This is a genomic window from Micromonospora sp. WMMD998, from assembly GCF_029581235.1.
Lineage (GTDB): Bacteria > Actinomycetota > Actinomycetes > Mycobacteriales > Micromonosporaceae > Micromonospora.
Window position 1 is genome coordinate 5,428,624 of sequence record NZ_CP120740.1, and the last position, 25,917, is coordinate 5,454,540.

The following is a 25,917-nucleotide window of genomic DNA, read 5'->3' on the forward strand; positions in this document are numbered from 1 at the left end:
CGGCGGAGCAACTCCGGCGAACCCCTCCGCGACGAGAACCCTAACCCTCTACTAGAGGCTTAGAGTTATGTCAACCACTGATCTCTTCGGGGCAACGTATGCGCCGCCGCGCCAGGAGCCAAGGACCCCTTTCGGCGTGTCGCCGACCGAGCGACCAGGGACACCACGTCCCGCCCACTGACCCGCCGGTCACTTGAACGTGACCACGTCCGGCGCGCTGACGTCGATCCGGTCGGCACGGCGCGGCAGCAGCGCGGTGGCCACCGAGGACTTGTCCGCGCTGCGGGAGGCGTCGCCCCAGAAGATCTCCCGGCCGTCACGCAGCCGCAACGTGATCCGGGCCAACCCCGCCACGTCCACCGTGACCAGCTCGGCGCGCACCTTCTCACCGAGCGCGGCGAGCACCGCCAGGCCGGCCCGGGTACCCGGGTCGTCCGGGCCCGGCCGGACCACCCGGACCAGCGGCAGCCCGTCGGGCGCCCGGCCCAGCCGCTGGAAGACCACGCCGGCGGCGTCGATCACGGCGAACCCTTCCCCCTGCGGCACCGCCGCCACCGGCACCCGCTCGACCACCCGGATCACCAGCGTCGACGGCCACTCCCGCTCCACCGTGGCCCGCGCCACCGGCGGCAGCGTGCCGACCCGGCGGGCGGTCGCGGCCAGGTCCACCCGGGCCAACGGCGCGTCGTCCGGCACCGCCGCGGCGTCCCGGATCTCCACCGGCGTGACCAGCCGCGCGCCGACCACCCGCACGTCGCGGACGCCGAACAGCCCGGTGCCGAGCACGGTCCAGGCGACCAGGCCGGCGACGGCGACCACCGCCGCCGCCACCGCCCACGGCAGCGCCGCCCGCATCCGCCGCTGCCGGGCCCGGGCCATGAAACGGCGGGTGGACGGCGGCACGGCGTCCGCGCCGGCCCGCACCAACTGCCAGCGCCGGACCGGGCTGCGCCGCCCCGCCCCGCCGTCCTGGCCGCCCGGGCGTCCGCGGGCCGGGCCGGGGCTCATCCGGCGGCAGCCGCCGCGCCGTCCGGGTCGACGCCGACGCCCGGGGCCGCGGCGCCGCCGGTCCGCGCCACCAGGGCGTCCAGCAGTTGGTCACCCATCAGCGAGATCGGCGGCGCGCCCATGGTCACCACCACGTCGCCGGCGCGGGCCCGGCGGGCCACCTCGGCCGGCACGTCGTCCCACGCCTCGACGAAGACCTTCCGGTCCGCGGGCAGCGGCACCGCCGCGATCAGCGCGGCCGACCCCTCGCCGGGACCGCGCTGCTCGCCGGGGCCGAAGACCTCCAGCAGCACCACCTCGTCGGCGATGCCGAGGGCGGCGGCGATCTCCGCCTGGAGGTCCCGGGTGCGGTAGAGCCGGTAGGGCTGGAAGACCACGATCAGCCGGCCGTCGCCGGCCACCTCGCGCAGCGTCTGCAGCGCCAGCGTCATCGAGGTCGGGTGGTAGGCGTACTCGTCGTAGACGAGCACGCCGTCGGCGACGCCCTTGCGCTCGAAGCGCCGCCGCACGCCGGGAAACGCGCCGAGCGCGGCCTCCGCCGCCGCCACCGGCAGCTCCAGCAGGTACGCCGCGAGGACCGCGGCGGCGCTGTTCAGCGCCATGTGCCGGCCCGGGATCGGCAGCCGGATCTCGCCCAGCGACCGGCCCTCGATCTCGGCCAGGTAGCGCACGCCCCGTGCCGAGGAGACCACGTCGCTCATCCGCAGGTCGGCGTCGGCGGACTCGCCGTACGTCCAGACCCGACGCCCCGCGGAGCGCAGCGTCTCGGCCAGTCGCCGGCCACCGGCGTCGTCGGCGCAGGTGACGACGAAACCGTCCGGGTCGGTGAGCCGGGCGAACTCGGCGAACGCCGCCTCCAGGGTGGCCAGGTCGCCGTAGGTGTTGAGGTGGTCCGCCTCGATGTTCGTGATGATCGACACGTACGGGCGGTAGATGAGGAAGGAGCGGTCGCTCTCGTCCGCCTCCACCACGAAGTGCTCACCGGTGCCGTGGTGCGCGCCGGAGCCGACCTCGGAGATCTCGCCACCGATCACGAAGGACGGATCGGCGCCGGCCTGCTGCAACACCATGGTGACCATCGACGTGGTGGACGTCTTGCCGTGGGTGCCGGCCACCGCCACCGTGCGCCGGCCGGTCATCGCGGCGGCGAGCGCCTCGGACCGGTGCAGCACGCGCAGGCCCCGGCGACGCGCCTCGACCATCTCCAGGTGGTCCTGCGGGATCGCCGAGGAGTAGACGACGGTGTCCACCCCGTCGAGGTTGGCCGCCTCGTGACTGGAGTGGATCGTCCCGCCCAGCGCCCGCAGGCCGGTCAGCGACGGCCACTCCCGCAACTCGCTGCCGGAGACCGGCAGGCCACGGGTGAGGAAGAGGCGGGCCAGCCCGGCCATCCCGACGCCGCCCACCCCGATCAGATGGATCCGGCCCAGATCCTCCGCGGTCATGGTGCCGGCGGGCGTGAACTGCGCGGTGTTCATGTCAGGTACCTTCCCGTCGCGGGGCCGCCCGCATCAGCGGGCAACCGCCTCGTAGACGAAGTTCAGCAGCGCCACGTCGCCGTCGCGGCGGCCGTAGCCGGCCGCGGCGTGGCTCATCGCCCAGAGCCGCTGCGTGTCCCGGATCAGCGGGATGACCGCGTGCTCCACCCAGGCCGGGGTCACCTCGGCGTCGTCGACGAGCAGCCCGCCGCCGGCCTCCACCACGGGCAGCGCGTTGCGCTTCTGCTCCTGGTTGCTGTGCGGATAGGGCACGTAGATCGTGGGCAGGCCGATCGCGGCCACCTCGGCGCAGGTCATCGCGCCGCCCCGGCCCAGCATCAGGTCGGCCGCCGCGTAGCCCAGCTCCATCTCGGACAGGTAGGGCAGCGTCACGTACGGCACCGGCAGGTCGGACGGGACGGAGACCGGCTCGTTGCGGGCGCCGATCACGTGCAGCACCTGCACGCCGTTGCGCGCCAGCTCCTTGGCGGCGCCGGAGACGGCCAGGTTGATCGAGCGGGCGCCCTGCGAGCCACCGGCCACGAAGAGCACCGGCAGGTCGGGGCGGAGCCCGAAGTGGGCACGCGCGGCGTCCCGCAGGGCCGCCCGGTCCAGCCCGGCGATGCCGCGGCGCAGCGGCACCCCGACCACCCGGGCGTCGCGCAGCGCCTCGGCCTGCACCGGCTGGTGCGGGAAGCCGACCGCGACGTTCTTGGTGAACTTCATGCCCATCCGGTTGGCCACACCCGGTGGCACGTTCACCTCGTGGATGACGATCGGCAGCTCGCGCCGCCACGCGGCCAGGTAGCCGGGCACCGAGACGTACCCGCCGAAGCCCACCACGACGTCGGCCCGCACCTCGTCGATCACCTTGCCCGCCGCGCGGGCCGCCTTCCACATCCGGTCCGGGGTGCGCACCAGGCTCATGTTCACCGACCGGGGAAGCTGGTAGGCCGGGATCTGCCGCAGGTCGTAACCGGCCGGCGGGATCAGCTCGTTCTCCAGCCCCTTCGGTGTGCCCAGGCAGGTGATCCGGACGCTCGGGTCGTGTCGGCGCAGGCAGTCGGCGAAGGCGAGCAGCGGGTAGATGTGCCCGCCCGTACCCCCTCCGCAGAGCACCACCGAACGCAGCGGACCCATCAGCGTCTCCTCTCGTTCGCCGAGCCGGCGCGCGCCCGGTCGGACCGGGCGCCGCGGGACGCGGCCTGATCGTCGCGCCGACGCTGGCGGGACCGGGGCACGGGCCCTCGGTCCGCCGGGGGCGGCGCCGGTCGGCGGCGCCGGCCGGGAAGCGGCGGCAACGGGGCCCACACTAGTCGGACCCATCGGGCCGGCGGACGGGCGTTCAGGGCCCGGGCCGCGTCCGGCTCGGCGCGGGCGAAGGAGGCGAGCATGCCGATCGCGGCAAGCGTCACCACCAGGGCGCTGCCGCCGTCGGAGATGAACGGCAGCGGTACGCCGGTCAGCGGCAGCAGCCCGGTGACCCCGCCGATGTTGATCACGGCCTGCCCGACCAGCCAGGCGGTCACCCCGGCGGCGGCGAGCCGGCGGAACGGATCCTCCACCCGGCGGGCGATCCGCATCCCGGTGTAGGCCAGCACGGCGAACAGCGCCAGGATCACCGTGCAGCCCACCACGCCCAACTCCTCCGCGATGATGGCGAAGATGAAGTCGTTGTGCGCCTCGGGCAGCCAGTCCCACTTGAACACGCTCTGGCCCAGGCCGACGCCGAACCAGCCGCCGTTGCCGATCGCGTACCGGGCCATCATCGGCTGGTAGCAGTTCTCCAGCTTCAGCTCGATGCAGGTCTGCGGATCCGGCGGGTTCAGCCACATGGTGAGCCGGCCCAGCCGGTAGTTGTCGGCGTCCCGGGAACCGGAGCCGGCGCCGAGCGAGGCGGCGGCGACCAGCAGACCGATCCCGACCAGGCCGATCGTGGAGAGCGCGGCGAAGACCCGCCCCCGGACGCCGGCCGCCCAGAGCAGGCCCACCACGAGCGCCACCAGGCAGAGCATGCTGCCCAGGTCGTTGAAGCCGACGAGCACGAAGAGCAGGCCGACCACCGGGAACAGCGGCGTGGCCAGGTCCCGCCACCAGCCCAGCTTGGCGCCCTTGCGGGCGAGCACGTGCGCGCCCCACAGCACCAGCGCGAACTTGGCCACCTCGGCCGGCTGAAGCGAGACCGGGCCGAGGGAGAGTGAGAGAAGCTCGCCCTTCAACGGCCCGATGGACGACACGCCGAACAGCGATTCCAACGCGACCAGCAGGTTGAGCAGGAGCAGCAGCGCCACCGCCACGCCGAGCGCGGGGCGGCTCACCCCCCGGAACGTGCGCGCGGGCAGCCGCTGGCAGGCCCAGAACGCGCCGACGCCGATCACCGCGAACACGGTCTGCTTGGTCAGCGAGGCGGCGGCGTCACCGCCCTCGGCGTAGTCCCGCACGCTCGTCGCCGAGAAGACCATGGTGAGGCCGATCAGCAGCAGCAGGCCGGCGCTGGAGAGCAGCAGGTAGTAGGAGGCCAGCGGTCGGGCCAGCAGGCCACGCAGCGCGGCCAGGCCGCCCACCGGGTCCCAGCGCGCGGCCGGCGGGTCGGCCGGTGGCGTGGCCGCGGGCGCACGGCGGACCGGCGGGTCGCTGCTGACCTGGATGTCTCGTCCCTCCCCCACCCGCCCATCATGGCGGCTCGACCCGCCGGCCCGTGGCGCAACCGCGCGGTCGGCGTGTCGGATCTGAAGGAGGGGACCCTTTTTAACAGACGTCTGTTAAAAAGGGGCCCCTCCTCACACCTAGCTGACCGCGGCGAGGAACTCGCTGTAGAACAGGCCCAACGCGATCGCCACCCCGATGCCGGCGATGATCCAGAAGCGCACCACGATGTTGACCTCGCTCCAGCCGGCCAGCTCGAAGTGGTGCTGGAGCGGCGACATCCGGAACACCCGCTTGCCCGTGGTGCGGAACGAGATGATCTGGATGACCACGGACATCGTGATGATCACGAAGAGCCCGCCCAGGATCGGCAGCAGCAGGATGGTCCGGGTGGACATCGCCATGCCGGCGATCAGGCCGCCCAGCCCGAGCGCGCCGGTGTCACCCATGAAGATCCGGGCCGGCGAGGTGTTCCACCAGAGGAAACCGACGCACGCGCCGGCCGCCGCGCCGGCGATCAGCGCGATCTCCAGCGGGTCGCGCACCGTGTAGCAGTACGCCTCGGTGTAGTTCGGGTCCGCGCACCAGTGCCGGTACTGCCAGAACGCGATCAGCGCGTACGCGGCGAGCACCATCACCGAGGCGCCGGTGGCCAGGCCGTCCAGCCCGTCGGTCAGGTTGACGCCGTTCGTCGCCGCCATCACCACCATGATGATGACGATCACCGCGCCGACCTTGCCGATCTCCAGCGCCGGGATGTCCCGGATGAAGCTCAGCGTGGTGCTGCCCACCGTCTCGGTGTTCGTCGCGTTGCCGCCGACGTCGGTCATGCTCGACGGGAAATAGAGCGCCACCACGCCGAAGACGGCGCCCACCAGGATCTGCCCGGCCAGCTTGCCCCGCTTGTTGAGACCGCCGCTGTGCCGCTTGCGGACCTTGAGGAAGTCGTCGATGAAGCCGACCGCGCCGGAGAACACCATCAGCCCCAGCAGCACCAGGGCCGTGATGGTCGGCTCGACCTGCGCGATCTGCGCGTCCGGCAGCGTGGTCAGGGCCAGGTGCCCGGCGACGTACGCGATGACCGTGGCCAGGATGAAAACCACGCCGCCCATCGTCGGCGTGCCCTTCTTGCCCTCGTTGCTGGCGAGCCCGAGGTTCGAGCGGATCGGTTGGCCCGCCTTCAGCCGGGCGAACACCTTGATCGCGATCGGGGTGCAGAACAGCGAGATCAGGAACGCGACGCCGATGGCGACGATGACCGCCCTCATGCGGCGCCGCCCTCCGCCGCCTCCCGGGCGTCCGCGCGCAGCGCGTCGGCCACCTCCCAGGTCCGATACCGGGAGCCCTTCACCAGCACCACGTCCCCTGGACGCAGCTCGCTCCGCAGCACCTCGACGGCCGCCGCCTGATCGGTGAGCAGCACCGACTCTCCTCCCCAGTTGCCTACCGCTGTCGCGCCCTCGTGGATCGGCGCCGCCGGCTCGCCCACCACGAGCAGCCGGTCCACTCCCAACTCGGCCGCGAGCCGGCCGACCTGCTGGTGTCCCTCCCGTTCGAAGTCGCCCAGCTCGGCCATGTAGCCGAGCACCGCGACGGTACGCCCCTCGCCCCGCATGCTTGCCAACGCGCGCAGCGCCACGCCGGTGGACGCCGGGTTGGCGTTGTACGAGTCGTCGATCACGACCACCCCGTCGGGGCGTTCGAAGACATCCATCCGCCGGGTGGAGACCAGACCCAGCTCACCCAGGGCCGCCGCCAGGTCGGCCAGGGGCAGCCCCAGCTCCCGGGCGACCGCCGCGGCGGCGAGCGAGTTGGACACCTGGTGCCGGCCGGTCAACCCGAGCCGCACCGACGCGCGCCCCTCCGGCGTCACCAGGGTGTACGAGGGCCGCCCACGGCCGTCGAGCGTCACGTCCTCCGCGCGCACGTCGGCCTGCGCCGACTCGCCGTACCGGACCACCCGGGCCCGGGTACGCGCCGCCATCGCGTCGACCCGGGGATCGTCGGCGTTGAGCACCGCCAGCCCGTCGGCGGGCAGCGCCTCGACCAACTCACCCTTCGCCAGCGCGATGGTCTCCACCGAGCCGAACTCGCCGAGGTGCGCCACGCCGACGTTGAGCACCACCGAGATCCGCGGCGGCACCACGTCGCACAGATAGCGGACGTGACCGACCCCGCGGGCGCCCTTCTCCATCACCAGGTAGCGCGTCTCCGGCGTCGCCTGCAACGCCGTGTACGGGTGCCCCAGCTCGTTGTTGAACGAACCGGGCGGCGCCACGGTCGGGCCGAGCCGGACCGCCAACTGGGCGATCAGGTCCTTGGTGGTGGTCTTGCCGGAGGAGCCGGTCAACCCGATCACGGTCAGCCCGGGCAGCCGGTCGACCACCGCGCGGGCCAGCCGGCCCATCGCGTCGAGCGCGTCGTCGACGAGCACCATCGGCACGCCCGGCACCTGCCGGGTGCCGAGCACGGCGACCGCGCCGGCGCCCACCGCGCCGGCCGCGTAGTCGTGGCCGTCCACCTTCTCGCCGGGGAACGCGACGAAGAGCCCGCCCGGGGTCACCCTGCGGGAGTCGAACTCCACCGTCGACGTGACCCGGGCGTCCGGGTCGGCGTCGGCCAGCCGCCCGCCCACCGCGGCGGCCACCTCGGCCAGCGTCAGCGGGATCACCGCTGACCCACCGGGTCGCCGAAGCGGGCGCGCAGCGCCGCCGCCAGTTCCACCCGGTCGTCGAACGGCAGCACCTCGCCGCCGATCTCCTGACCGCGTTCCTGGCCCTTGCCCAGCACCGCCACCACGTCACCCGGTTCGGCCACCCGGACCGCCTCCTCGATCGCCGCCCGCCGCCCGGGCACCTCGATGATCCGCGCCGCGGTGGCCGCGGCGTACGCGCCGGCCAGCACCTCGGCCCGGATCGTGGCCGGATCCTCGGTACGCGGGTTGTCGTCGGTCACCAGCACCACGTCGGCGCCCCGGGCAGCCGCGTCGCCCATCACCGGCCGCTTGCCCCGGTCCCGGTCGCCGCCGGCGCCCAGCACGCACACCAGCCGGCCGTCGGTCAGGCCGCGCAGCGCGGTCAGCACCGCCTCGATCGCATTCGCCTTGTGCGCGTAGTCGACCACGCCGCGCACCGGGGCGTCGCCGCTCACCAGCTCCAGCCGGCCGGGCACGCCGCCGCAGTCGGCCACGCCGCGCGCCGCGGTCACCGGGTCGACGCCGGCGGCCACGAGCGTGGCGACGGCAAGCAGCGCGTTCGCGACGTTGTGCCGGCCGGGCAGCGCCACGCCGGTGGGCAGCGCCGGCACCTCCGGGCCGTGCAGGGTGAAGTGCTGCGCGTAGCCCTCGCCGTCGATCCGGTCGGCCCACCAGGTCGCGGTGGGGTCGCCGGCCGCCGAGTAGGTGACCGTGGCGGGCTTGCGCAGCGGGCGCAGCGCCGGGTCGTCGTGGTTGAGCACCTCGACCCGGCACCGGCCGTCGAAGAGCCGCGCCTTGGCGGCGAAGTAGTCCGCCTCGTCGGCGTGGAAGTCGAGGTGGTCGGAGCCGAAGTTGGTGTAGCCGCCGACGTCGAACCGGACGCCGCCGACCCGGCCCATGACGAGCGCGTGGCTGGACACCTCCATGACCACGGCGTCCACCCCGCGCTCGCGGGCCACCGCCAGCATGGCGTGCAGGTCGGTGGCCTCCGGGGTGGTCCGGACGCTGTCCACCACCAGGTCGCCGAGGCGGGTCTCCACGGTGCCGACCAGGCCGGTGACGTGCCCGGCGGCGCGCAGCCCGGATTCGATCAGGTAGCTGGTGGAGGTCTTACCGGCGGTGCCGGTCACCCCGATCACGGTCAGCCCGGCGGTCGGGTCGCCGTAGACCGTGGCGGCCACGTCGCCGAGCACGCCCCGGGCGTCGTCGACGACGAGCACCGGCAGGCCCGCGCCGGCGGCCAGCGGCACCCCGGCCGGGTCGGTCAGCACGGCCACCGCGCCCGCGCCGGCCGCGGCGGCGGCGAACTCCGCGCCGTGCCGGCGGGCGCCGGGCAGGGCGGCGTACAGGTCGCCGGGGCGGACCTCCTGGCTGGCGTGGGTGACCCCGGTGACGGGCACGTCGGCGACGGCGTCCGGCGGTGTCACCGACAGGCGGGCGGCGAGGTCGCCGAGCCGGACGGGCAGCACGGTGGCGGGACGTGGATTGCCGGGCACGGCGTCAGACCCTACCCGGTCGTCCGGTTCCGACCGCACAGCCGCCCCGGTGGTTCGTCGCCACTCACCGATGATGTCCCGCCGGGCCCGCTCAGCGCGGAAAGACCTCGAACTTCGGGGCCGTGTCGGTGCGCGACGGCGGCACCCGGTAGTGGTGGAGAGTGAAGCCCATCATCTCGCGGAACGCCGGCGCGGCGACCGCCCCGCCCTCGCCGCCGGGGCTCCAGACGAAGACCGCCACCACGTACCGCGGCTTCTCCGCCGGGGCCATCCCGATGAACGAGCCGACCTCGCCGGGCTGCTGCTTGCCGTTGTCGTAGCGCAGGCCGGTGCCGGTCTTGCCGGCCACCCGGTAGCCCGGCACCGCGGCGGCGAGGCCGGTGGCCCGCCCGTCCGGGCCGTCGACGGTGGTGACCGCCTCCAGCATCCGGCGCAGGGCGGCGGCGGTGGCCGGGCTGAGGACCGGGCGGGTGGTCGGCGCGGCGGCCGGGGTCCGGGTGCCGTCCGGCCCGATCGTCTCCTTGATCAGGTGCGGCTGCACGTACGTCCCGTTGTTGGCGATGGCGTTGTACGCGGCGGCCATCTGCAACGGCGTGGCGTCCACACTGTGCCCGATCGGCACCGACCCGTACGCGGAGCCGCTCCACTCGTCGGCCGGGAGCAGCCGGCCGGACGCCTCGCCGGGCAGTCCCTCGCCGGTCGGCTCGCCCAGCCCGAACCGCTTCTGGTAGTCGATCAGCCGCTCCTTGCCCAGCCGGTCGGCGATCTCGATGGTGCCGATGTTGGACGAGAAGGCGAGCATCCCCGGGATGCTCATGACGCGGCCGTCCGCGTGGTGGGTGTCCTCGAACGTGACGCCGCCCCGGACCACGGTGTTGGCCACCGGGAACGTGGTGTCCGGCGTGATCACGCCCTCCTGGAGGGCGGCGCCGTAGGTGATCGCCTTGTGGATCGAGCCGGGGTCCACCACGAAGCTGGTGGCCTTGTCGTCCCGGTCCGCCGGCGAGTCGACCTTCGTCGGGTCGGCCACGTCGTACGTCGGGTGGCTGGCCTGGGCCAGCACCTCCCCGGTGGGAACGTCCATGATCACGGCGGCGGCGACGCTGCCCCTGGCCTGGGCCACCTGTTTGGCCAGGATCCGCTGGGTCATGAACTGGAGGTCCCGGTCGATGGTGAGCCGGAGCGAGCTGCCCGGTTGGGGCTTGGTGGTCCGGCTGTAGCCGCCCGGGATGGGCGCGGCCAGGTCGCCCTGACCCACCTCGTAGGTCCGCTTGCCGGCCACGCCGCGCAGCAGGTCGTCGTACTTCGCCTCCAGCCCCTCCAGGCCGTTCATGTCCGGGCTGACGAAGCCGAGCATGTTGGCGGCCAGGGCGCCGCCGGGCACCTCACGCCGCTCGTCCCGGTGCACGCCGATGCCGGCCAGGTCGAGCGCCACGATCTGCTTGGCCGTGCCGATCTCGACACCCCGGGCCAGGTAGACGAACTGCAGGTCGGTCTCGGTGCCGGGCAGCTTGCTCGGCTTCATCCGGTCGGCCAGTTTCGAGGCGGGCACGCCGAGCAGCGGGGAGAGCGCCCGCGCGGTCGCGTCCCGGTCCTTGACCTCGGTCGGGTCGGCGAAGACGTACCGGGCCTCCACGCTGTGCGCCAGCGGCTGGCCGTCGCGGTCGAGGATGGCCCCGCGTGGCGCCGGCAGCTCGACCGTGGCGACCCGCTTGGACAGGCCGCCGTCGGCGTACGCCGGGGCGTTCGCGGTCTGTAGGTAGACCAGGCGGACGCCGATGCTGGCGAACATCGCCAGCGCCAGCACCGTGGCCAGGCGCAGCCGCCGGCCCGGGTCGCCGAGCCGGGGCGGGCGGCGCGGCTTGCGGACCGGCCGGCGGGCCGCCGGCTGGCGCGGCCCGGGCCGGCGCCGCGGCGGCGGGTCCTCCTCGTCGTCGAACGGCTCCCGGACCGGGCGGGCGGAGACGGTCCGCACCACGCCGGCGCGACCGCCGGTCGCCGGCGCGCGACGGCCGGCCCGGGCGCTCTCGCCGGCCGCGGCCGGCTCCCGGCGGCCGGCGCGGGTGACCCGGCCGCCGTCGAGCACCTGCAACGCCGGTCGGAACGGATCGCCGGACCGGCTGCTGCGGGGGGTACGCCGTTGCTCGGCGCCACCCTCGCGGATGGTCCGCCCGCGCGGGGTGTACGCGCGGGCGTCGGAGATCCCCCCGACGCCCGGCTCCCGCGGCTCGGCCCCATGCGACTCGGCCCCACGCGACGAACCGCGCCGGGAGCCCGTGGGGTCCCGGCGCGGTTCGTCCGATCTCGGCGGCATCGCTCAGCCTCCGTTGCCCTGCTGGCCGTCCGCCGTCCCACCCTCGGCGGGGTGCGGGACGCCGATCGTCTCCCCGTCCGGCAGCCGGATGTAGGCCGGGTCCGCGGACTCGACCAGGCCCAGCTTGCGGGCGTTGGCGGTGAGGTTGCCGGGCGCCTCCTGGTCGGCGATCTCCTTCTTCAGCTCCTGCTCGTCCACGTCGAGCTTGGCCTGCTGCTGCTGGAGCCGCTCCAGTCGGAAGGCGTTCTCGTTGATCTTGGTGTTGACCGCCAGGATGCCGAGCACCCCGCCGACCACGAGCACCAGGATCAGCCCGACGAAGGGCGCCCGCGGCACCCGGATCGGCGGCGGCGGGGCGACCCGCAGCCGCGGCGTCGCCGGCGCGGTGGTCCGGCTGCGTTCGGCCGGACGCAGCGCGGCGCTGCCCTCGGTCGGGTAGTCGCGCGTCCCCCGGGCGCGGGTCCCCTCCCGACCACCGGCCGTCGTCGTCGTGTCTCGCGTGGTGCGCTGCGCCGTGGTCCGGCCCCCCGACCGCGGTGCGCGCTGCCCGACGGCCCCCCGGCCGTCGCGCTTCTCGACGTTCATGTCCCCTCCCCCTCTTCGTCCGTGCCGTTCCCCGGTTGGTGCATCGCCTTCACCCGGCGGCGGTACCGTTCGCGGTCGGTACCCTCCTGCCGGGTCGCCTCCGGATCGAGCCGAACCGCGGCCCGCAGCCGCACCGAGGCGGCTCGCGGATTCGCGGCCACCTCCGCCTCCCCGGGCAGCTCGGCGCCCCGGCTCAACAGCCGGAACGTCGGGCCCGACCCGGGCAGTTCGACCGGGAGGTCGACCGGGCCCTTGCTGCGGACCCGATCGGCGAGCGCCTGCTTGGTGAGCCGGTCCTCCAGCGAGTGGTAGGACAGGACCACCATGCGGCCGCCCACGGTGAGCTTGTCCAGAGCGGCCGGCAACGCCGTCTCCAGCGCTGCCAGTTCTCTGTTTACCTCGATCCGTAAAGCCTGAAACGTTCTCTTTGCGGGGTGTCCGCCCGTTCGTCGGGCTGGGGCGGGAATCGCCTCCCGCACCAGCTCGGCCAACCGCGCCGACGACGTGATCCGGGCGCGCTCGCGCTCCCGGATGATCGCCGAGGCGACCTTCCCGGCGAACTTCTCCTCGCCGTACACCCGCAGCAGCCGGGCCAGATCCGGATGGGAGTAGGTGTTGACCACCTCCTCGGCGGTCACCCCCCGGGTCTGGTCCATCCGCATGTCCAGCGGCGCGTCCTGCGCGTACGCGAACCCGCGGTCGGGCGCGTCGAGTTGCAGGGACGAGACGCCGAGATCGAACAGCACGCCGTCGACCGCCGGATAACCGAGCCGGTCGAGCACCTCGGGCAGTTCGTCGTAGACGGCGTGCTCCAGGTGCACCCGGTCGGCGAACCGGGCCAGGCGGACCCGCGCGTGGGCGAGCGCCTCGGTGTCCCGGTCCAGGCCGATCAGGACCGTGTCCGGGTGCGCCGTGAGCACCGCCTCGGCGTGCCCGGCCAGGCCGAGCGTGGCGTCGACGTGCACGGTCCGGCCGGGGCGGCCCAGCGCGGGGGCCAGCAGCTCGAGACACCGCTCGAGCAGCACCGGCACGTGCGTGCCGCGTAGCTCCCCCATGTCGACCCCCACTGCTCGAAACCCGTCTCGTCCACGTGTCCGTCGTCGCCACGACGCCTCGCCATACCGCCAGATCCCCATCCGCTCCCCGCCCGCCGGAGGCCGCGGCCCTCCGTGTCGGATCGTGCGCCTGGCACCGGGGAAGGGGTGCCAGGAACTCGAAAGCGGCTGGAGATCTCGCAGTACGTCGGGCGCCGTCACGCCCTACAGACCGCCCGGCAGCACCCCCTCCTCGATGTCGGCGAAGTCGTCTTCGCTCTCCGCGAGGTAGGCCTCCCAGGCCGCCCGGTCCCAGATCTCCACCCGGGTGCTCGCCCCGATCACGACCAGGTCCCGGTCGAGGGCCGCGTACGACCGCAGGTGCCCGGGAATCGTGACCCGGCCCTGCTTGTCCGGCACCTCGTCGTGCGCGCTGGCGAAGAAGACCCGGCTGTAGGCCCGGGCCGCCTTGCTCGTCATCGGTTGCGCACGCAACTGGTCGGCGATCCGCTCGAACTCGGGCATCGGGAAGACGTAGAGGCAGCGCTCCTGCCCTTTGGTGATCACGACACCCCCCGCCAGCTCGTCCCGGAACTTGGCCGGCAGGATCAACCGGCCTTTGTCGTCCAGGCGCGGGGTGTGGGTGCCGAGGAACATCGGCCCAACCCCCTCGCCCTGAGCGGCGTTCGCGGCGCCGCTGACCCCCCGGGCCGGTGTGGCCCTCCCGGCCTCACCATCGCGCCCCACTCTACTCCACTTCCCTCCACCTGCAACCAGAATCGCCCGGTCGGCGCGGCGATCCGCGGCGTAAAACCGCACGTCAATGCGGGTGGGGCGGAGTGGAGGGGGTGGACGCCCCCCGCCGACGGTCCGTTACCCGACATCGACCACCACCGTCCGGGCGAGCGTCCTCCGGCCGTCCACCGTGTCGTCCCCGGCCGAACGGTTCCCCGTCGGCGGCGATCTGGCGGCGTACGTGGTCCGGTAACCTCGCTCGGGTGACGGACGCGAAGATGCCCATGCGGGCGAAGGTGGCCAGCTCCGTGTCGCGCACCGCCGCGGCGCTGTCGCGGGCCGCGGGCCGTGGCGACGGCTCGGTGATCGGCGGCTGGATCGGCCTCAAGATCGACCCGGACCTGCTCGCCCATCTCTCGGCCGGGCGTGCCATCGCCCTGGTGTCCGGCACCAACGGCAAGACCACCACCACCCGGCTCACCGCCGCCGCGGTCGGCGTGCTCGGCCGGGTCGCCTCCAACGCCTTCGGCGCCAACATGCCGACCGGGCACACCTCGGCGCTGGCCAAGGCCGGCAGCACGCCCTACGCCGTGCTGGAGGTGGACGAGCACTACCTGGCCCAGGTGCTGGAGGCGACCGAGCCGCACGTGGTGGCGCTGCTCAACCTCTCCCGCGACCAGCTCGACCGGGCCAAGGAGGTCGCCATGATGGCGCAGCTCTGGCGCGCCGCCCTGGTCCGGCACCCCGACGTGCGGGTGGTCGCCAACGCCGACGACCCGATGGTGGTCTGGGCCGCCACCCCGCCGGCCGACCCGGCCCGGGGCCACGTGCCGCCGCACGTCACCTGGTTCAGCGCCGGCCAGCGCTGGCACGACGACTCGTGGGTCTGCCCCGAGTGCGGCTCCACCATCCAGCGTTCCGGCGGGCAGTGGTGGTGCACCGGGTGCCCGCTGCGCCGCCCCGAACCGCAGTGGACGGTCGAGGACGACGGCGTGCTCGACCCCACCGGCGCCTGGCACAAGATCCAGCTCCAGCTTCCCGGCAAGGTCAACCTCGGCAACGCGGCCACCGCGCTGGCGGTCGCCGCCGAGTTCGGCGTACGCCCGGTGGACGCGGTCACCCGGCTCGGCACGGTCACCTCGGTGGCCGGCCGGTACGCCCAGGTGCAGCGGGACGGGCGCAACATCCGGCTGCTGCTGGCGAAGAACCCGGCGAGCTGGCTGGAGGCGTTCGACATGGCCGACGTCGCGCCGACCCTGCTCTCCATCAACGCGCGCGACCCCGACGGGCTGGACACGTCATGGCTGTTCGACGTCGACTTCTCGCCGCTGGCCGGCCGGCAGGTGCTGATCACCGGCGACCGGGCGTACGACCTCGCGGTGCGGCTCGACGTCAACGGCGTGCCGTTCCGGCACGTGCGCACGTTCGACGAGGCGGTCCGCGCGGTGCCGCCGGGCCGGCTGGAGGTCATCGCCAACTACACCGCCTTCCAGGACATCCGAGCGGAGCTGGACCGTGTCAACTGAGAGCCTGCGCATCGTCTGGGTCTATCCCGACCTGCTGTCCACCTACGGCGACCGGGGCAACGCGCTGATCCTGGCCCGGCGGGCCCAGTTGCGCGGCATGCCGGTCGAGGTGCTGGAGGTCCGCTCCGACCAGCGGCTGCCCGCCACCGCCGACATCTACCTGATCGGCGGCGGCGAGGACGGTCCGCAGGCGCTCGGCGCCCAGCGCCTGCACGCCGACGGCGGCCTGCACCGGGCGGTGGCGCAGGGCTCGGTGGTCTTCGGCGTCTGCGCCGGCTACCAACTGCTCGGCACCTCCTTCTTCGCCAAGGGCACCCGGTGCGCCGGCCTGGAGCTGCTCGACCTCTCCTCCGACCGGGGTCCGACCCGGGCCGTCGGCGAGCTGGCCGGCGAGGTCGACCCGCGGCTGGGCATCCCGCACCTGACCGGGTTCGAGAACCACGGCGGGCGGACCCACCTCGGCCCCGGCGTGTCGCCGCTGGCCCGGGTCACCGCGGGGGTCGGCAACGACGGCACCACCGAGGGCGCCTGGCGGGGCAAGCTGCTCGGCACCTATTCCCACGGCCCGGCGCTCGCCCGCAACCCCGACCTGGCCGACCTGCTGCTGCGCTGGGCGACCGGCATCCACCAGCTCCCCCCGCTCGACGACACCTGGGCCGACCGGCTCCGGTCCGAGCGCCGCGCCGCGGTCACCGCCGCCGCCCGGGCATGACCGGCGCCGCCCCACCGGGGCGGCGACCGGTGGCCCGCCGGCTCGCCGGGCTGCTCGGGCAGCCGTCGGCGCGCCGGTTCGGGCTGTTGCTCCTGCTGCTCGCCGGGTTCGCCGTCACGCTGCTGCTGGCGCCCCGGCCGGACGCGGCCGACCTGCCCCGGCTCGCCGACGCGCTCGGCGGGTACGCCCCGGTCGCGGCCGTGGTCGGCGGCGCGCTGCTGCTGGTGGCCCTGGTGCCCCGGACGTTCGTCACCCTTGCCGCCGGCGCCATCTTCGGGCCGGTGCAGGGCGCCGCGTACGCGCTCGGCGCGGCGCTGCTCGCGGCGGCGCTCGGCTTCGCGGTCGGCCGGCTGCTGGGCCGTGAGTTCGTGGCCGAGCGGGTCCGCGGCCGGCTGGCGCGGCTCGACGGCTGGTTCGCCCGGCAGAGCGTGTTCGGGGTGATCACCGTCCGGCTGCTGCCGATCGCCGGTTTCGGGCTGGTCAGCTACGGCTACGGCACCACCGGCGCCCGGGTGCTGCCGTTCCTCGCCGGCAGCGTGATCGCCTCCGCGCCCACCGCCGTCGGCTACGCCGCGATCGGCGCGGCGGTGAGCAGCCCCGGTTCGATCAACTGGTACGCCGCGGCCCCGGCCAGCCTCGGCCTGATCGCCAGCGTGCTGATCATCCACCGCTGGTGGCGGGCCGAACGACAGCGCCGCCTCGGCCCGAGCTGACCTGCCGGGCACCGGCGAGCGGCTGACCGGCGGTCGAGGCCACGCTCGGCCTGACCACCTTCCCCCCACTTCGCCGCACCGCTGAGTCCGCGATGTCACGTTCCGGTCCGGCCCGGACCTGCCTCCTCTGTTGCCTACAAACGTGATGGCATAGATGACTCAGCCGCGCGGACGCGCGTGGTTGCCTCCGCACGGACGCCAGGCTGCCTCCGCACGGACGTGGATTGCCATCGCGGAGGAGCGAGTCATTCACGTCATCAAGTTTGTAGGCGCCGCAGACCCCTTTCCGACCCGGCCGGTCCGTCCAGTCCTCGAAGACGGCGCTGTCAGGCGACGACCGAGACCATCCGGCCCTTCACCACGATCACCTTGCGGGGCTCCTTGCCGGCCAGCGTGCCGGCGACCGCCTCCAACGCCGCCGCGCGGACGGCGTCCTCGGGCGCGTCGGCCGGCACCTCCACCCGACCGCGCACCTTGCCGTTGACCTGCACCGGGTAGGTCACCGACTCGGCCACCAGCAGGCTCGCGTCGGCCACCGGGAAGTCCGCGTACGCCAACGAGGTCTGGTGGCCCAGCCGGCGCCACAGCTCCTCGGCGACGTGCGGGGCGAACGGGGCGACCATCAGCACCAGCGGCTCGGCCACCTCGCGCGGCGTCTCGTCCAGCCGGGTCAGGCCGTTGGTCAGCTCGATCAGCTTGGCGATGGCGGTGTTGAACCGGATGGCGTCCATGTCGGCGCGGACCCCGTCGATCACCCGGTGCAGCAGCCGCCGGGTCGCGTCCTCGGCGGGGGCGTCGGTGACCCGCGACCCGCCGGTCTGCTCGTCGACGACGGCGCGCCAGACCCGCTGCAGGAAGCGGTACGAGCCGACCACCGCCCGGGTCTCCCACGGGCGGGACACCTCCAGCGGGCCCATCGACATCTCGTACACCCGGAACGTGTCCGCGCCGTACGCCGCGCACATGTCGTCCGGGGTGACCACGTTCTTCAGCGACTTGCCCATCTTGCCGTACTCGCGCCGGACCTCGGTCTCACCGTGGAACCAGCGGCCGTCGACCTCGACGACCTCCTCGGCGGGCACGTAGGCGCCCCGGGCGTCGACGAACGCGTACGCCTGGATCATGCCCTGGTTGAACAGCTTGCGGAACGGCTCGAACGACGAGACGTGCCCCAGGTCGAACAGCACCTTGTGCCAGAAGCGGGCGTACAGCAGGTGCAGCACCGCGTGCTCGGCGCCGCCGACGTACAGGTCGGTGCCGCCGCAGTCGCCGGGTCGCTGCGGCCCCATCCAGTACGCCTCGTTCGCCGGGTCGGCAAACCGCCGCGAGTCCGTCGGGTCCAGGTAGCGCAGCTCGTACCAGCAGGAGCCGGCCCACTGCGGCATCACGTTCGTCTCCCGGGTGTAGCGCTTCGGCCCGTCACCCAGGTCCAGCTCCACCTCCACCCAGTCGCGCCGCCGCGACAGCGGGGTCTCCGGGTTGCTGGCGGCGTCCTCCGGGTCGAACGTCTTCGGCGAGAAGTCGTCCACCTCGGGCAGCTCGACCGGCAGCATCGACTCCGGCAGCGCGATCGGCGCGCCTGACTCGTCGTAGACGATCGGGAACGGCTCGCCCCAGTAGCGCTGCCGGGAGAACAGCCAGTCGCGCAGCCGCCAGGTGACCGCGCCCGCGCCGTGCCCGTTCGCCTCCAGCCACTCGATGATCCGCGCCTTGGCGTCGGCCACCCCCAGGCCGTCCAGGTCGACGCCCCGCTCCGGGGCGGCGCTGTTGATCGCCGGCCCGTCGCCGGTGAACGCCTTGCCGTCGAAGCCCTCCGGCGGGGCCACGGTGCGCACGATCGGCAGGTCGAAGACCTCGGCGAAGGCCCAGTCCCGCTCGTCCTGCGCGGGCACCGCCATGATCGCGCCGGTGCCGTAGCCGGCCAGCACGTAGTCGGCGATGAAGATCGGGATCTGCCCGCCGGTCACCGGGTTGGTCGCGTACGCGCCGACGAAGACGCCCGTCTTCTCCTTGCTGTCCGCCTGCCGCTCGACGTCCGTCTTGGCCGAGGCGGCCTTGCGGTACGCCTCGACGGCCTCGCGGGGGCTGCCGTGCCCACCGGTCCAGGCGTCCTTCGTCTCCTCCGGCCAGGCGGCCGGCGTCAGCACGTCGACCAGCTCGTGCTCGGGCGCCAGCACCATGTAGGTGGCGCCGAAGATCGTGTCCGGGCGGGTCGTGAACACCCGCACCGGGGCGGCGTCGGTCGGGAAGTCGATGTGCGCGCCGGTGGACCGGCCGATCCAGTTGCGCTGCTGCAGCTTGATCGGCTCCGGCCAGTCCAGCGTGTCCAGGTCGTCCAGCAGCCGGTCGCCGTACGCGGTGATCCGCATCATCCACTGCTTCAGGTTGCGCTTGAAGACCGGGAAGTTGCCCCGCTCGGAGCGGCCGTCGGCGGTGACCTCCTCGTTGGCCAGCACGGTGCCCAGCCCCGGGCACCAGTTCACCGGCGCCTCCGAGACGTACGCCAGCCGGTGGTCGTCGACGACGCGACGGCGCTCGGCCACGGTCAGCTCGGCCCACGGTCGGCCGTCCGGGGTGGGACGGTTCCCGCCCTCGAACTCGGCGATCAGCTCGGCGATCGGCCGGGCCTTCTTCGCGTCCGTGTCGTACCAGGAGTTGAAGATCTGCAGGAAGATCCACTGCGTCCAGCGGTAGAAGTCGGTGTCGATGGTCGCCACCGAACGCCGCTCGTCGTGGCCCAGCCCCAGCCGGCGCAGTTGCGCCTTGAAGACCCCGATGTTGGCGACGGTGGTGGCGCGGGGGTGGGTGCCGGTCTGCACCGCGTACTGCTCGGCCGGCAGGCCGAACGCGTCGAAGCCCATCGCGTGCAGCACGTTGCGCCCGGACATCCGCTGGTAGCGGGCGTAGCAGTCGGTGCCGATGTAGCCCAGTGGGTGGCCGACGTGCAGGCCGGCGCCCGAGGGGTAGGGGAACATGTCCAGCACGTACAGCTTCTCGGCGCCCGCGCGGGGGTGACCCGGATCGGCCAGCGGGCCGGTCGGGTTCGGCGCGTGGAAGGTGCCCTCCCGGGCCCAGGTCTCCTGCCAGCGGTGCTCGATCTCGTCGGCCAGGGCGGCGGTGTACCGGAACGGGGGAACGTCGGTGGCCGGTGCGGCTGCCTCACTCATGGCGTCTCCTCGGCGCGGGTCATGTCGGGTGGTGGAGGTCTGCTGCGGGCACAAAAAAGCCCCTCGCGCAGGAGGGGCGGCCGTGCTGTCGCGCGTTCAGCGCATCAGCACGGCTCGGTAAGAAGCAGGAAGACTCCGGCCATGCCCCGCAGTGTACCCCGATCCCCCGTCCGGCGAATCTTCCGGGTGTAACCGACCGACCACCTGCGGGAGTCGGCGTTGACGAGAAACATGGTTAGCCTGAGAGGCCAGTGAGATGCGTGCGGCAGACGAGGCTCGGCGTCGCGAACCCAACGGCGGGTCCAGGTGCTCTATACAGAGCTGCCGTTCCGGCGACGAGGAGGAGGCCCGTGACACAACAGACCTGGGACGAGGTGGGCGGTCTGCTGCCGCACGACGAGTTCCGCGCCGCCAGCGAAGCCGTCGTGACCAACATCGAGCAGGTCATCGCGGGCAAGACGGCCACCGTCCGACTCGCCCTGGCGGTGCTGCTGGCCGAGGGCCACCTCCTCATCGAGGACGTTCCCGGCGTCGGCAAGACCAAGCTCGCCAAGGCGATGGCCCGCTCCATCGACTGCTCCGTCCGCCGCATCCAGTTCACCCCCGACCTCCTGCCCAGCGACGTCACCGGCGTGAGCGTCTACAACCAGGAGACCCACGACTTCGAGTTCCGCCCGGGCGCGGTCTTCGCCAACCTGGTGGTCGGCGACGAGATCAACCGGGCCTCGCCGAAGACCCAGTCGGCCCTGCTCGAGTGCATGGAGGAACGGCAGGTCACCGTCGACGGGGTGACCTACCAGCTCCAGACCCCGTTCATGGTGATCGCGACGCAGAACCCGATCGAGATGGAGGGGACCTACCCGCTGCCCGAGGCGCAGCGGGACCGGTTCACCGCCCGCATCGCGATGGGCTACCCGGACCCGAGCGCCGAGCTGGCCATGCTCGACGGGCACGGCGCCACCGACCCGCTGCCGGCGCTGCGCCCGGTCGCCGACGCGGGCACCGTGCGCCGGCTGATCGGCCACGTCCGTCAGGTGCACGTCGCCGACGCCGTCAAGCAGTACGCCATCGACCTGGTGACCGCCACCCGCGAGGCGCCCGACCTGCGACTCGGCGCGTCCCCGCGGGCCACCCTGCAACTGCTGCGCACGGCCCGCGCGGTCGCCGCCCTGGAGGGCCGCGACTACGTCCTTCCGGACGACCTCCAGACCCTGGCGGTGCCGGTGCTGGCGCACCGCATCATCCCGACCGCGGACGCGCAACTGGCCCGGCGTACCACCGACGCGATCGTGGCCGAGCTGGTGCACCGCCTGCCGCTGCCGCACGACCGGCAGCGTTCCCCGTACGACACCCGGCCCGGGGGCGGCAACGGCCGCGGGCCGTACGAGCCGCGGAGGCCGTGACGTGCGTGACGGCCTGCGCGGGCTGACCACCCGCGGTCGCTCCTTCCTGGCGGCGGCGGTCGCCGCCGCGATCTCCGCCGCCATCCTCGGCGAGAAGGACCTGCTCCGGGTGGCCGTCCTGCTCGCCGTCCTGCCGTTGCTCGCCGCCGCGTACGTCGGGCGTAGCCGCTACAAGCTGGCCTGCCACCGCACGCTCGGACCGCACCGGGTGCCGGTCGGGGCCAGTTCCCGGGTGGTGCTGCGGCTGCAGAACCTGTCCCGGTTGCCCACCGGCACGCTGCTGCTGGAGGACCGGCTGCCCTACGCGCTCGGCAGCCGCCCCCGGGTGGTGCTGGAGCGGCTCGGCGCGCACCAGGCCAGTTCCGTGGCGTACACGGTCCGCGCCGACGTGCGCGGTCGCTACGACGTGGGTCCGCTGGTGATCCGGCTGACCGACCCGTTCGGGCTGTGCGAGCTGACCCGCTCCTTCCCCAGCACCGACCACCTCACCGTGATCCCGCAGGTCACCCCGTTGCCCGCGGTGCGGTTGCCCGGCGAGTACGCCGGCAGCGGCGACAGCCGCGCGCGTTCGGTGGCGGTGCACGGCGAGGACGACGCCGCCACCCGGGAATACCGGATGGGCGACGACCTGCGCCGGGTGCACTGGAAGTCGACCGCCCGCACCGGCGAGCTGATGGTGCGCCGCGAGGAGCAGCCGTGGGAGAGCCGGGCGACCGTGGTGCTGGACACCCGGGCCGCCGGCCACCGGGGCGAGGGCCCGACGGCCAGCTTCGAGTGGGCCGTCTCGGCCGCCGCCAGCATCGCCGTGCACCTGCGCCAGGCCGGCTACAAGCTGCGCCTGGTGACCGGTGCCGGCACCGACGTCGGCGCCACCGAGGCCGGCGGCGACGGGTTGCTCCTCGACCACCTGGCCGAGGTGCACCTCGACCGGCGGGGCGAGATCACCACGCTGGTGCAGCAGGTCCGGCAGCGCGCCGACGGCGGGCTGATCATCGCGCTCCTCGGCACGCTCGGCGACGCGGAGGCGGAGCTGCTGGCCGGGCTGCGTGGCAACGGCGCCACCTGCGTGGCGTTCCTGCTCGACAGCAACACCTGGCTGAACCTGCCGCCGAAGGCCCGGGCCGAGGCGGAGCGGGCACACGGCAGCTCCGCGCTCGCGCTGCTGCAGAGCGGCTGGCGGGTGATCGGGGTGGAGCACGGCAACCGGCTGCCGGCGCTGTGGCCGCAGGCCGGCCGTGGCTCCCAGGGCTTCGCCCTGCGGGCGGCGCTGGCCGAGACGGTCGCCGGCGGCATGCGATAACCGAGAGGTGGTCAGGTGACCCCGCACCGCAACATCGGCTTCGTCGCCGCGGCGGCGACCCTGCTGGCGGCGGCCCCGCTGTCAGCGATCTTCGAGCGCTGGACGTGGCTGGTCCAGGCGGCCATCGTGGTCTCCGTGGTGGCCGGCGCGGCGGCGCTGAGCCGGCTGGGCCGGGCTCCGCTGTGGGGTCAGCTTCTGGCCATGCTGGGCGGCCTGACCCTGGGCCTGACGTGGGTCTTCCCGGGCGGCACCGAGGTGTTCGCGTTCGTGCCCACCCCGGCCACGTTCGTCCACTTCGGTGACCTGCTCTCGTCCTCGCTCGAGGACATGCGCACCTACGGCGTCGAAGTGCCCGACGTCGACTCGCTGCTCTTCCTGGCCGTGCTCGGCATCGGCGGGGTGGCCGTGGTGGTGGACGTGCTCGCGGTCGGGCTGCGCCGACCGGCGCTGGCCGGGCTGCCGATGCTCGCCATCTACTCGGTGCCGGTCGCGGTCTACGTGGACAGCGTCCCCGCCACCCCGTTCGTGGTGGGCGCCGCCGGCTACCTGTGGCTGTTGGTCACGGACAACGTCGACCGGGTACGCCGGTTCGGTCGCCGGTTCACCGGCGAGGGGCGTGACGTCGACGTCTGGGAGGCGTCGCCGTTGGCCGCGGCCGGCCGCCGGCTGGCCGCGGTCGGGGTGGCGGTGGCGGTGGCGGTGCCGCTGGCCGTGCCGGGGATGACCGGCGGCCTGATGGACACCCTCGGCGCCGGCAACGGCGAGGGCAACGGCCGGCCCGGTCAGGGCGGCAACCCGGGCCGGGTCGACCTGTTCGCCGCGCTCAGCGGTCAGCTCAACCAGAGCGAGCGGTTCGACCTGGTCAAGGTCACCACCAACGAGCCCAACCCGTTCTATCTGCGTCTCGGCGTGGTGGACGACCTGCGGCCGAACGGTTTCCAGGCGCGCGTGCCCACCGGCCGGGCGGTCACCCGCGGCCTGCCCGACCCGGGCGAGCGCGCTCCCCGCGGGGTCGAGCAGCAGCGCTACCGGGCCACCGTCGAGGTGACCAAGAACCTGAACATGCCGCTGATGCCCGTCTACGCCGAGCCGGTCGACACCGACGGCCTCAGCAACTACTGGCTGTACGACCCGAACCAGCAGGTCGTGTTCTCCAACCGGGAGAACGCCCGCGGCAAGCGCTACTCCTTCGACTACGTGCGGTCCACGTTCAGCCCGTCGGCGCTGCGCGCCGCGCCGTCCCTCCCCTCGGACAGCCGGATCATGACGCTCCAGACCGCCCGGCCGTCCGTGCCGGCCGTCGAGCGGCTGGTCAAGCAGCTCGTCGATGGCAAGCGGACCGACTACGACAAGGTCCGGGCGGTCTACGACTACTTCTCCGCGGAGAACGGCTTCACCTACGCGCTGTCCACCCGCAACGGCAGCAGCGGGGATGACATCACCGACTTCCTCGCCACCAAGGTCGGCTACTGCCAGCAGTACGCCGCGGCGATGGCCTGGCTGGTCCGGGAGGCCGGAGTGCCGGCCCGGGTGGCGGTCGGGTTCACCAACGGCAGCAACGTCGACGGCGGCACCTACGTGCTCACCAACCAGAACCTGCACGCCTGGACCGAGGTCTACTTCGGCGGCATCGGCTGGGTGCCGTTCGACGCCACCCCGGCGGCGAGCATCCCGGGTGCGGTCCGGTCGTCCTGGGCGCCGGACACGAACGCCCCGGAGGAGATCACCCCCGCGCCCGGCAGCAGCGCCGCGCCCGGCGGGGTCGACCCGTCCGCCGGCCCGAACGAGCCGGACCGCCTGGACAAGGACGCCGACCAGGGCCTGACGCTCGGCGAGAGCGGGCCGACCCGGCGGGCGCCGCTCTGGCCGTGGTGGCTGGCCGGGGCGCTCGTCCTGCTGGCGTTGCTCGCCCTACCGGCCCTGCGCCGCTCGGCGCTACGCCGCCGGCGCCGGGTCCGGGCGACCGTGCCGGCGGCCACCGCCGTGACCGTGCCCGGGCAGCGGGGCGAGACCCGCGAGGTGGTGGTCGGGGTGGACGCCGAGGCGGCCCGCGCCGACGCGCACGCCGTCTGGGACGAGTTGCTGGACACGCTTGTCGACTTCCACGTCCCGGTGGACGTCACCGAGACCCCGCGGTCGACCGCGGAGCGGTTGGCCCGGGAGGCGCTTGCCGGCGACGCGGGCGCGGCCACCGGGGTACGACTGCTGGGCCGGGCCGAGGAGCGGGCCCGCTACGCCCGTGCTCCGCTGACCGGCGCGGAGTTGCAGCCGGCGCTGCGGACGGTACGCGGGGCCCTCGCGGCCGGCGCGAGCCGCCGGACCCGGCTGCTGGCGGCGGTGCTGCCGCCGTCGGTGCTGATCCGGTGGCGGACCGCCCTGGCCGAGCGGTCGGCCCGACTGGTCACCACCACGGGTCAGGTACGGCAGCGGCTGTTGCGCTGGAATCCCCGCCGCCTCCTGGCCCGCTGACCCACCCCCACCCCCACCCCCTCCGCTGTCGCAGATTCACGGAAAGAGTGGTTATCCGGGCCCGGATAACCACTCTTTCCGTGAATCAGGGGAGGACGGGGAGGGAAGGGAGTGCGCGCGGCGAGTGCGCCTGCCGGCACACGCCGGCAAGCGTCCGTCGCTGCCTGCCTCGGTCAGCGGTGGATCGTGGTCAGCGGTGGCCCTCCGGGCGCTGCCGCCAACGGTCCTCCATCCGGTCGAGGAAGGAGCCCCGGCGACCGCCGCTGCGGCCACGGGGACGACGCCGGCTTGTCGTTGTGCCGCCCACCACGTGCAGGTCGGGCGTCTGGGATCGGCGGTGCGACTGCACCGCGTAGCCCAACGAGGCCAGCATGACGACGAAGCCCGCCACGGCCACCGCAGGAATCTTGATCACGGCACCGTAGATCAACAGGGCCAGACCAACGACGACCACGCCGGCAGCGACGAGCACGCGACGCCGCGCGTGGAAACGCGGGTCGCTGGCGCGCACAGCCGAGGCGAACTTGGGATCCTCGGCAAGCGACTGCTCGATCTGCTCGAACAGCCGCTGCTCGTGCTCCGAGAGCGGCACGGCACTCCTCCCCGGTCACGTTGGTCGGCCCGGTCGGGCCGACA

Annotated in this window: 19 protein-coding genes; 6 read left to right on the top strand and 13 right to left on the bottom strand. The window is 73.8% G+C overall.

What is annotated here, in order from left to right; translation table 11 throughout:
* Window positions 1-189 precede the first annotated feature (189 nt).
* The 11 genes from O7619_RS24480 to mraZ form a co-directional block, all read right to left on the bottom strand.
* On the bottom strand, window positions 190-1,008 hold the full coding sequence (locus O7619_RS24480; RefSeq protein ID WP_282283643.1) for an FtsQ-type POTRA domain-containing protein: 819 nt from the start codon (window positions 1,006-1,008) through the stop codon (window positions 190-192).
* Window positions 1,005-2,486, bottom strand: coding sequence for a UDP-N-acetylmuramate--L-alanine ligase (gene murC / locus O7619_RS24485; protein ID WP_282283644.1), 1,482 nt, complete (start codon window positions 2,484-2,486; stop codon window positions 1,005-1,007). The genes O7619_RS24480 and murC overlap by 4 nt, the downstream gene beginning before the upstream one ends.
* 33 nt (window positions 2,487-2,519) lie before the next feature.
* On the bottom strand, window positions 2,520-3,626 hold the full coding sequence (gene murG, locus O7619_RS24490; protein ID WP_282283645.1) for an undecaprenyldiphospho-muramoylpentapeptide beta-N-acetylglucosaminyltransferase: 1,107 nt from the start codon (window positions 3,624-3,626) through the stop codon (window positions 2,520-2,522).
* Entirely contained in the window at window positions 3,626-5,041 is a 1,416-nt protein-coding gene (locus O7619_RS24495; protein WP_282288932.1) for a putative peptidoglycan glycosyltransferase FtsW, read from the bottom strand. Before O7619_RS24495 ends, murG begins: the two co-directional genes overlap by 1 nt.
* A 231-nt stretch (window positions 5,042-5,272) precedes the next feature.
* A complete protein-coding gene (gene mraY / locus O7619_RS24500) occupies window positions 5,273-6,400 on the bottom strand; it encodes a phospho-N-acetylmuramoyl-pentapeptide-transferase (RefSeq protein WP_282283646.1) in 1,128 nt (375 codons plus the stop codon).
* A complete protein-coding gene (gene murF, locus O7619_RS24505) occupies window positions 6,397-7,803 on the bottom strand; it encodes a UDP-N-acetylmuramoyl-tripeptide--D-alanyl-D-alanine ligase (RefSeq protein ID WP_282283648.1) in 1,407 nt (468 codons plus the stop codon). Before murF ends, mraY begins: the two co-directional genes overlap by 4 nt.
* Window positions 7,800-9,362, bottom strand: a complete 1,563-nt coding sequence (locus O7619_RS24510) for a UDP-N-acetylmuramoyl-L-alanyl-D-glutamate--2,6-diaminopimelate ligase (RefSeq protein WP_282283649.1) — start codon at window positions 9,360-9,362, stop codon at window positions 7,800-7,802. Before O7619_RS24510 ends, murF begins: the two co-directional genes overlap by 4 nt.
* A 52-nt stretch (window positions 9,363-9,414) precedes the next feature.
* Entirely contained in the window at window positions 9,415-11,637 is a 2,223-nt protein-coding gene (locus tag O7619_RS24515; protein WP_282283651.1) for a penicillin-binding protein 2, read from the bottom strand.
* Window positions 11,638-11,640: 3 nt separating this feature from the next.
* Window positions 11,641-12,222: a hypothetical protein gene (locus tag O7619_RS24520; RefSeq protein ID WP_282283652.1), complete on the bottom strand. Its 582-nt coding sequence runs from the start codon at window positions 12,220-12,222 to the stop codon at window positions 11,641-11,643.
* On the bottom strand, window positions 12,219-13,277 hold the full coding sequence (gene rsmH, locus O7619_RS24525) for a 16S rRNA (cytosine(1402)-N(4))-methyltransferase RsmH (protein ID WP_282283653.1): 1,059 nt from the start codon (window positions 13,275-13,277) through the stop codon (window positions 12,219-12,221). Before rsmH ends, O7619_RS24520 begins: the two co-directional genes overlap by 4 nt.
* Window positions 13,278-13,481: 204 nt before the next feature.
* The gene (gene mraZ, locus O7619_RS24530; protein ID WP_282283654.1) at window positions 13,482-13,913 is read right to left on the bottom strand and encodes a division/cell wall cluster transcriptional repressor MraZ; all 432 of its coding nucleotides are present in this window, start codon (window positions 13,911-13,913) and stop codon (window positions 13,482-13,484) included.
* 356 nt (window positions 13,914-14,269) lie between these two features.
* Between mraZ and O7619_RS24535 the strand changes: the two genes are divergently transcribed.
* From O7619_RS24535 to O7619_RS24545, 3 genes are read left to right on the top strand one after another with little or no spacing between them, the layout of a single operon-like run.
* Entirely contained in the window at window positions 14,270-15,517 is a 1,248-nt protein-coding gene (locus O7619_RS24535; RefSeq protein ID WP_282288933.1) for a MurT ligase domain-containing protein, read from the top strand.
* Window positions 15,507-16,229: a glutamine amidotransferase gene (locus O7619_RS24540; protein WP_282283655.1), complete on the top strand. Its 723-nt coding sequence runs from the start codon at window positions 15,507-15,509 to the stop codon at window positions 16,227-16,229. The genes O7619_RS24535 and O7619_RS24540 overlap by 11 nt, the downstream gene beginning before the upstream one ends.
* Entirely contained in the window at window positions 16,226-16,942 is a 717-nt protein-coding gene (locus O7619_RS24545) for a VTT domain-containing protein (protein ID WP_282283656.1), read from the top strand. Before O7619_RS24540 ends, O7619_RS24545 begins: the two co-directional genes overlap by 4 nt.
* Window positions 16,943-17,268: 326 nt before the next feature.
* Here O7619_RS24545 and leuS read toward each other — a convergent pair whose 3' ends face one another.
* Window positions 17,269-20,109 carry a leucine--tRNA ligase gene (leuS, locus tag O7619_RS24550; protein ID WP_282283657.1) on the bottom strand — a complete coding sequence of 947 codons (2,841 nt, stop codon included), beginning with the start codon at window positions 20,107-20,109 and terminating at the stop codon, window positions 17,269-17,271.
* Between the two features lie 350 nt (window positions 20,110-20,459).
* Here leuS and O7619_RS24555 point away from each other — a divergent pair, with 350 nt between their 5' ends.
* From O7619_RS24555 to O7619_RS24565, 3 genes are read left to right on the top strand one after another with little or no spacing between them, the layout of a single operon-like run.
* Window positions 20,460-21,512 carry a MoxR family ATPase gene (locus O7619_RS24555; protein ID WP_282283658.1) on the top strand — a complete coding sequence of 351 codons (1,053 nt, stop codon included), beginning with the start codon at window positions 20,460-20,462 and terminating at the stop codon, window positions 21,510-21,512.
* A gap of 1 nt (window position 21,513) precedes the next feature.
* Complete coding sequence (locus O7619_RS24560; protein ID WP_282283659.1) at window positions 21,514-22,812, top strand: DUF58 domain-containing protein; 1,299 nt, start codon at window positions 21,514-21,516, stop codon at window positions 22,810-22,812.
* Between the two features lie 15 nt (window positions 22,813-22,827).
* A complete protein-coding gene (locus O7619_RS24565) occupies window positions 22,828-25,281 on the top strand; it encodes a DUF3488 and transglutaminase-like domain-containing protein (RefSeq protein ID WP_282283660.1) in 2,454 nt (817 codons plus the stop codon).
* Window positions 25,282-25,471: 190 nt separating this feature from the next.
* Here O7619_RS24565 and O7619_RS24570 read toward each other — a convergent pair whose 3' ends face one another.
* A complete protein-coding gene (locus tag O7619_RS24570; protein ID WP_282283661.1) occupies window positions 25,472-25,873 on the bottom strand; it encodes a DUF3040 domain-containing protein in 402 nt (133 codons plus the stop codon).
* Window positions 25,874-25,917 lie beyond the last annotated feature (44 nt).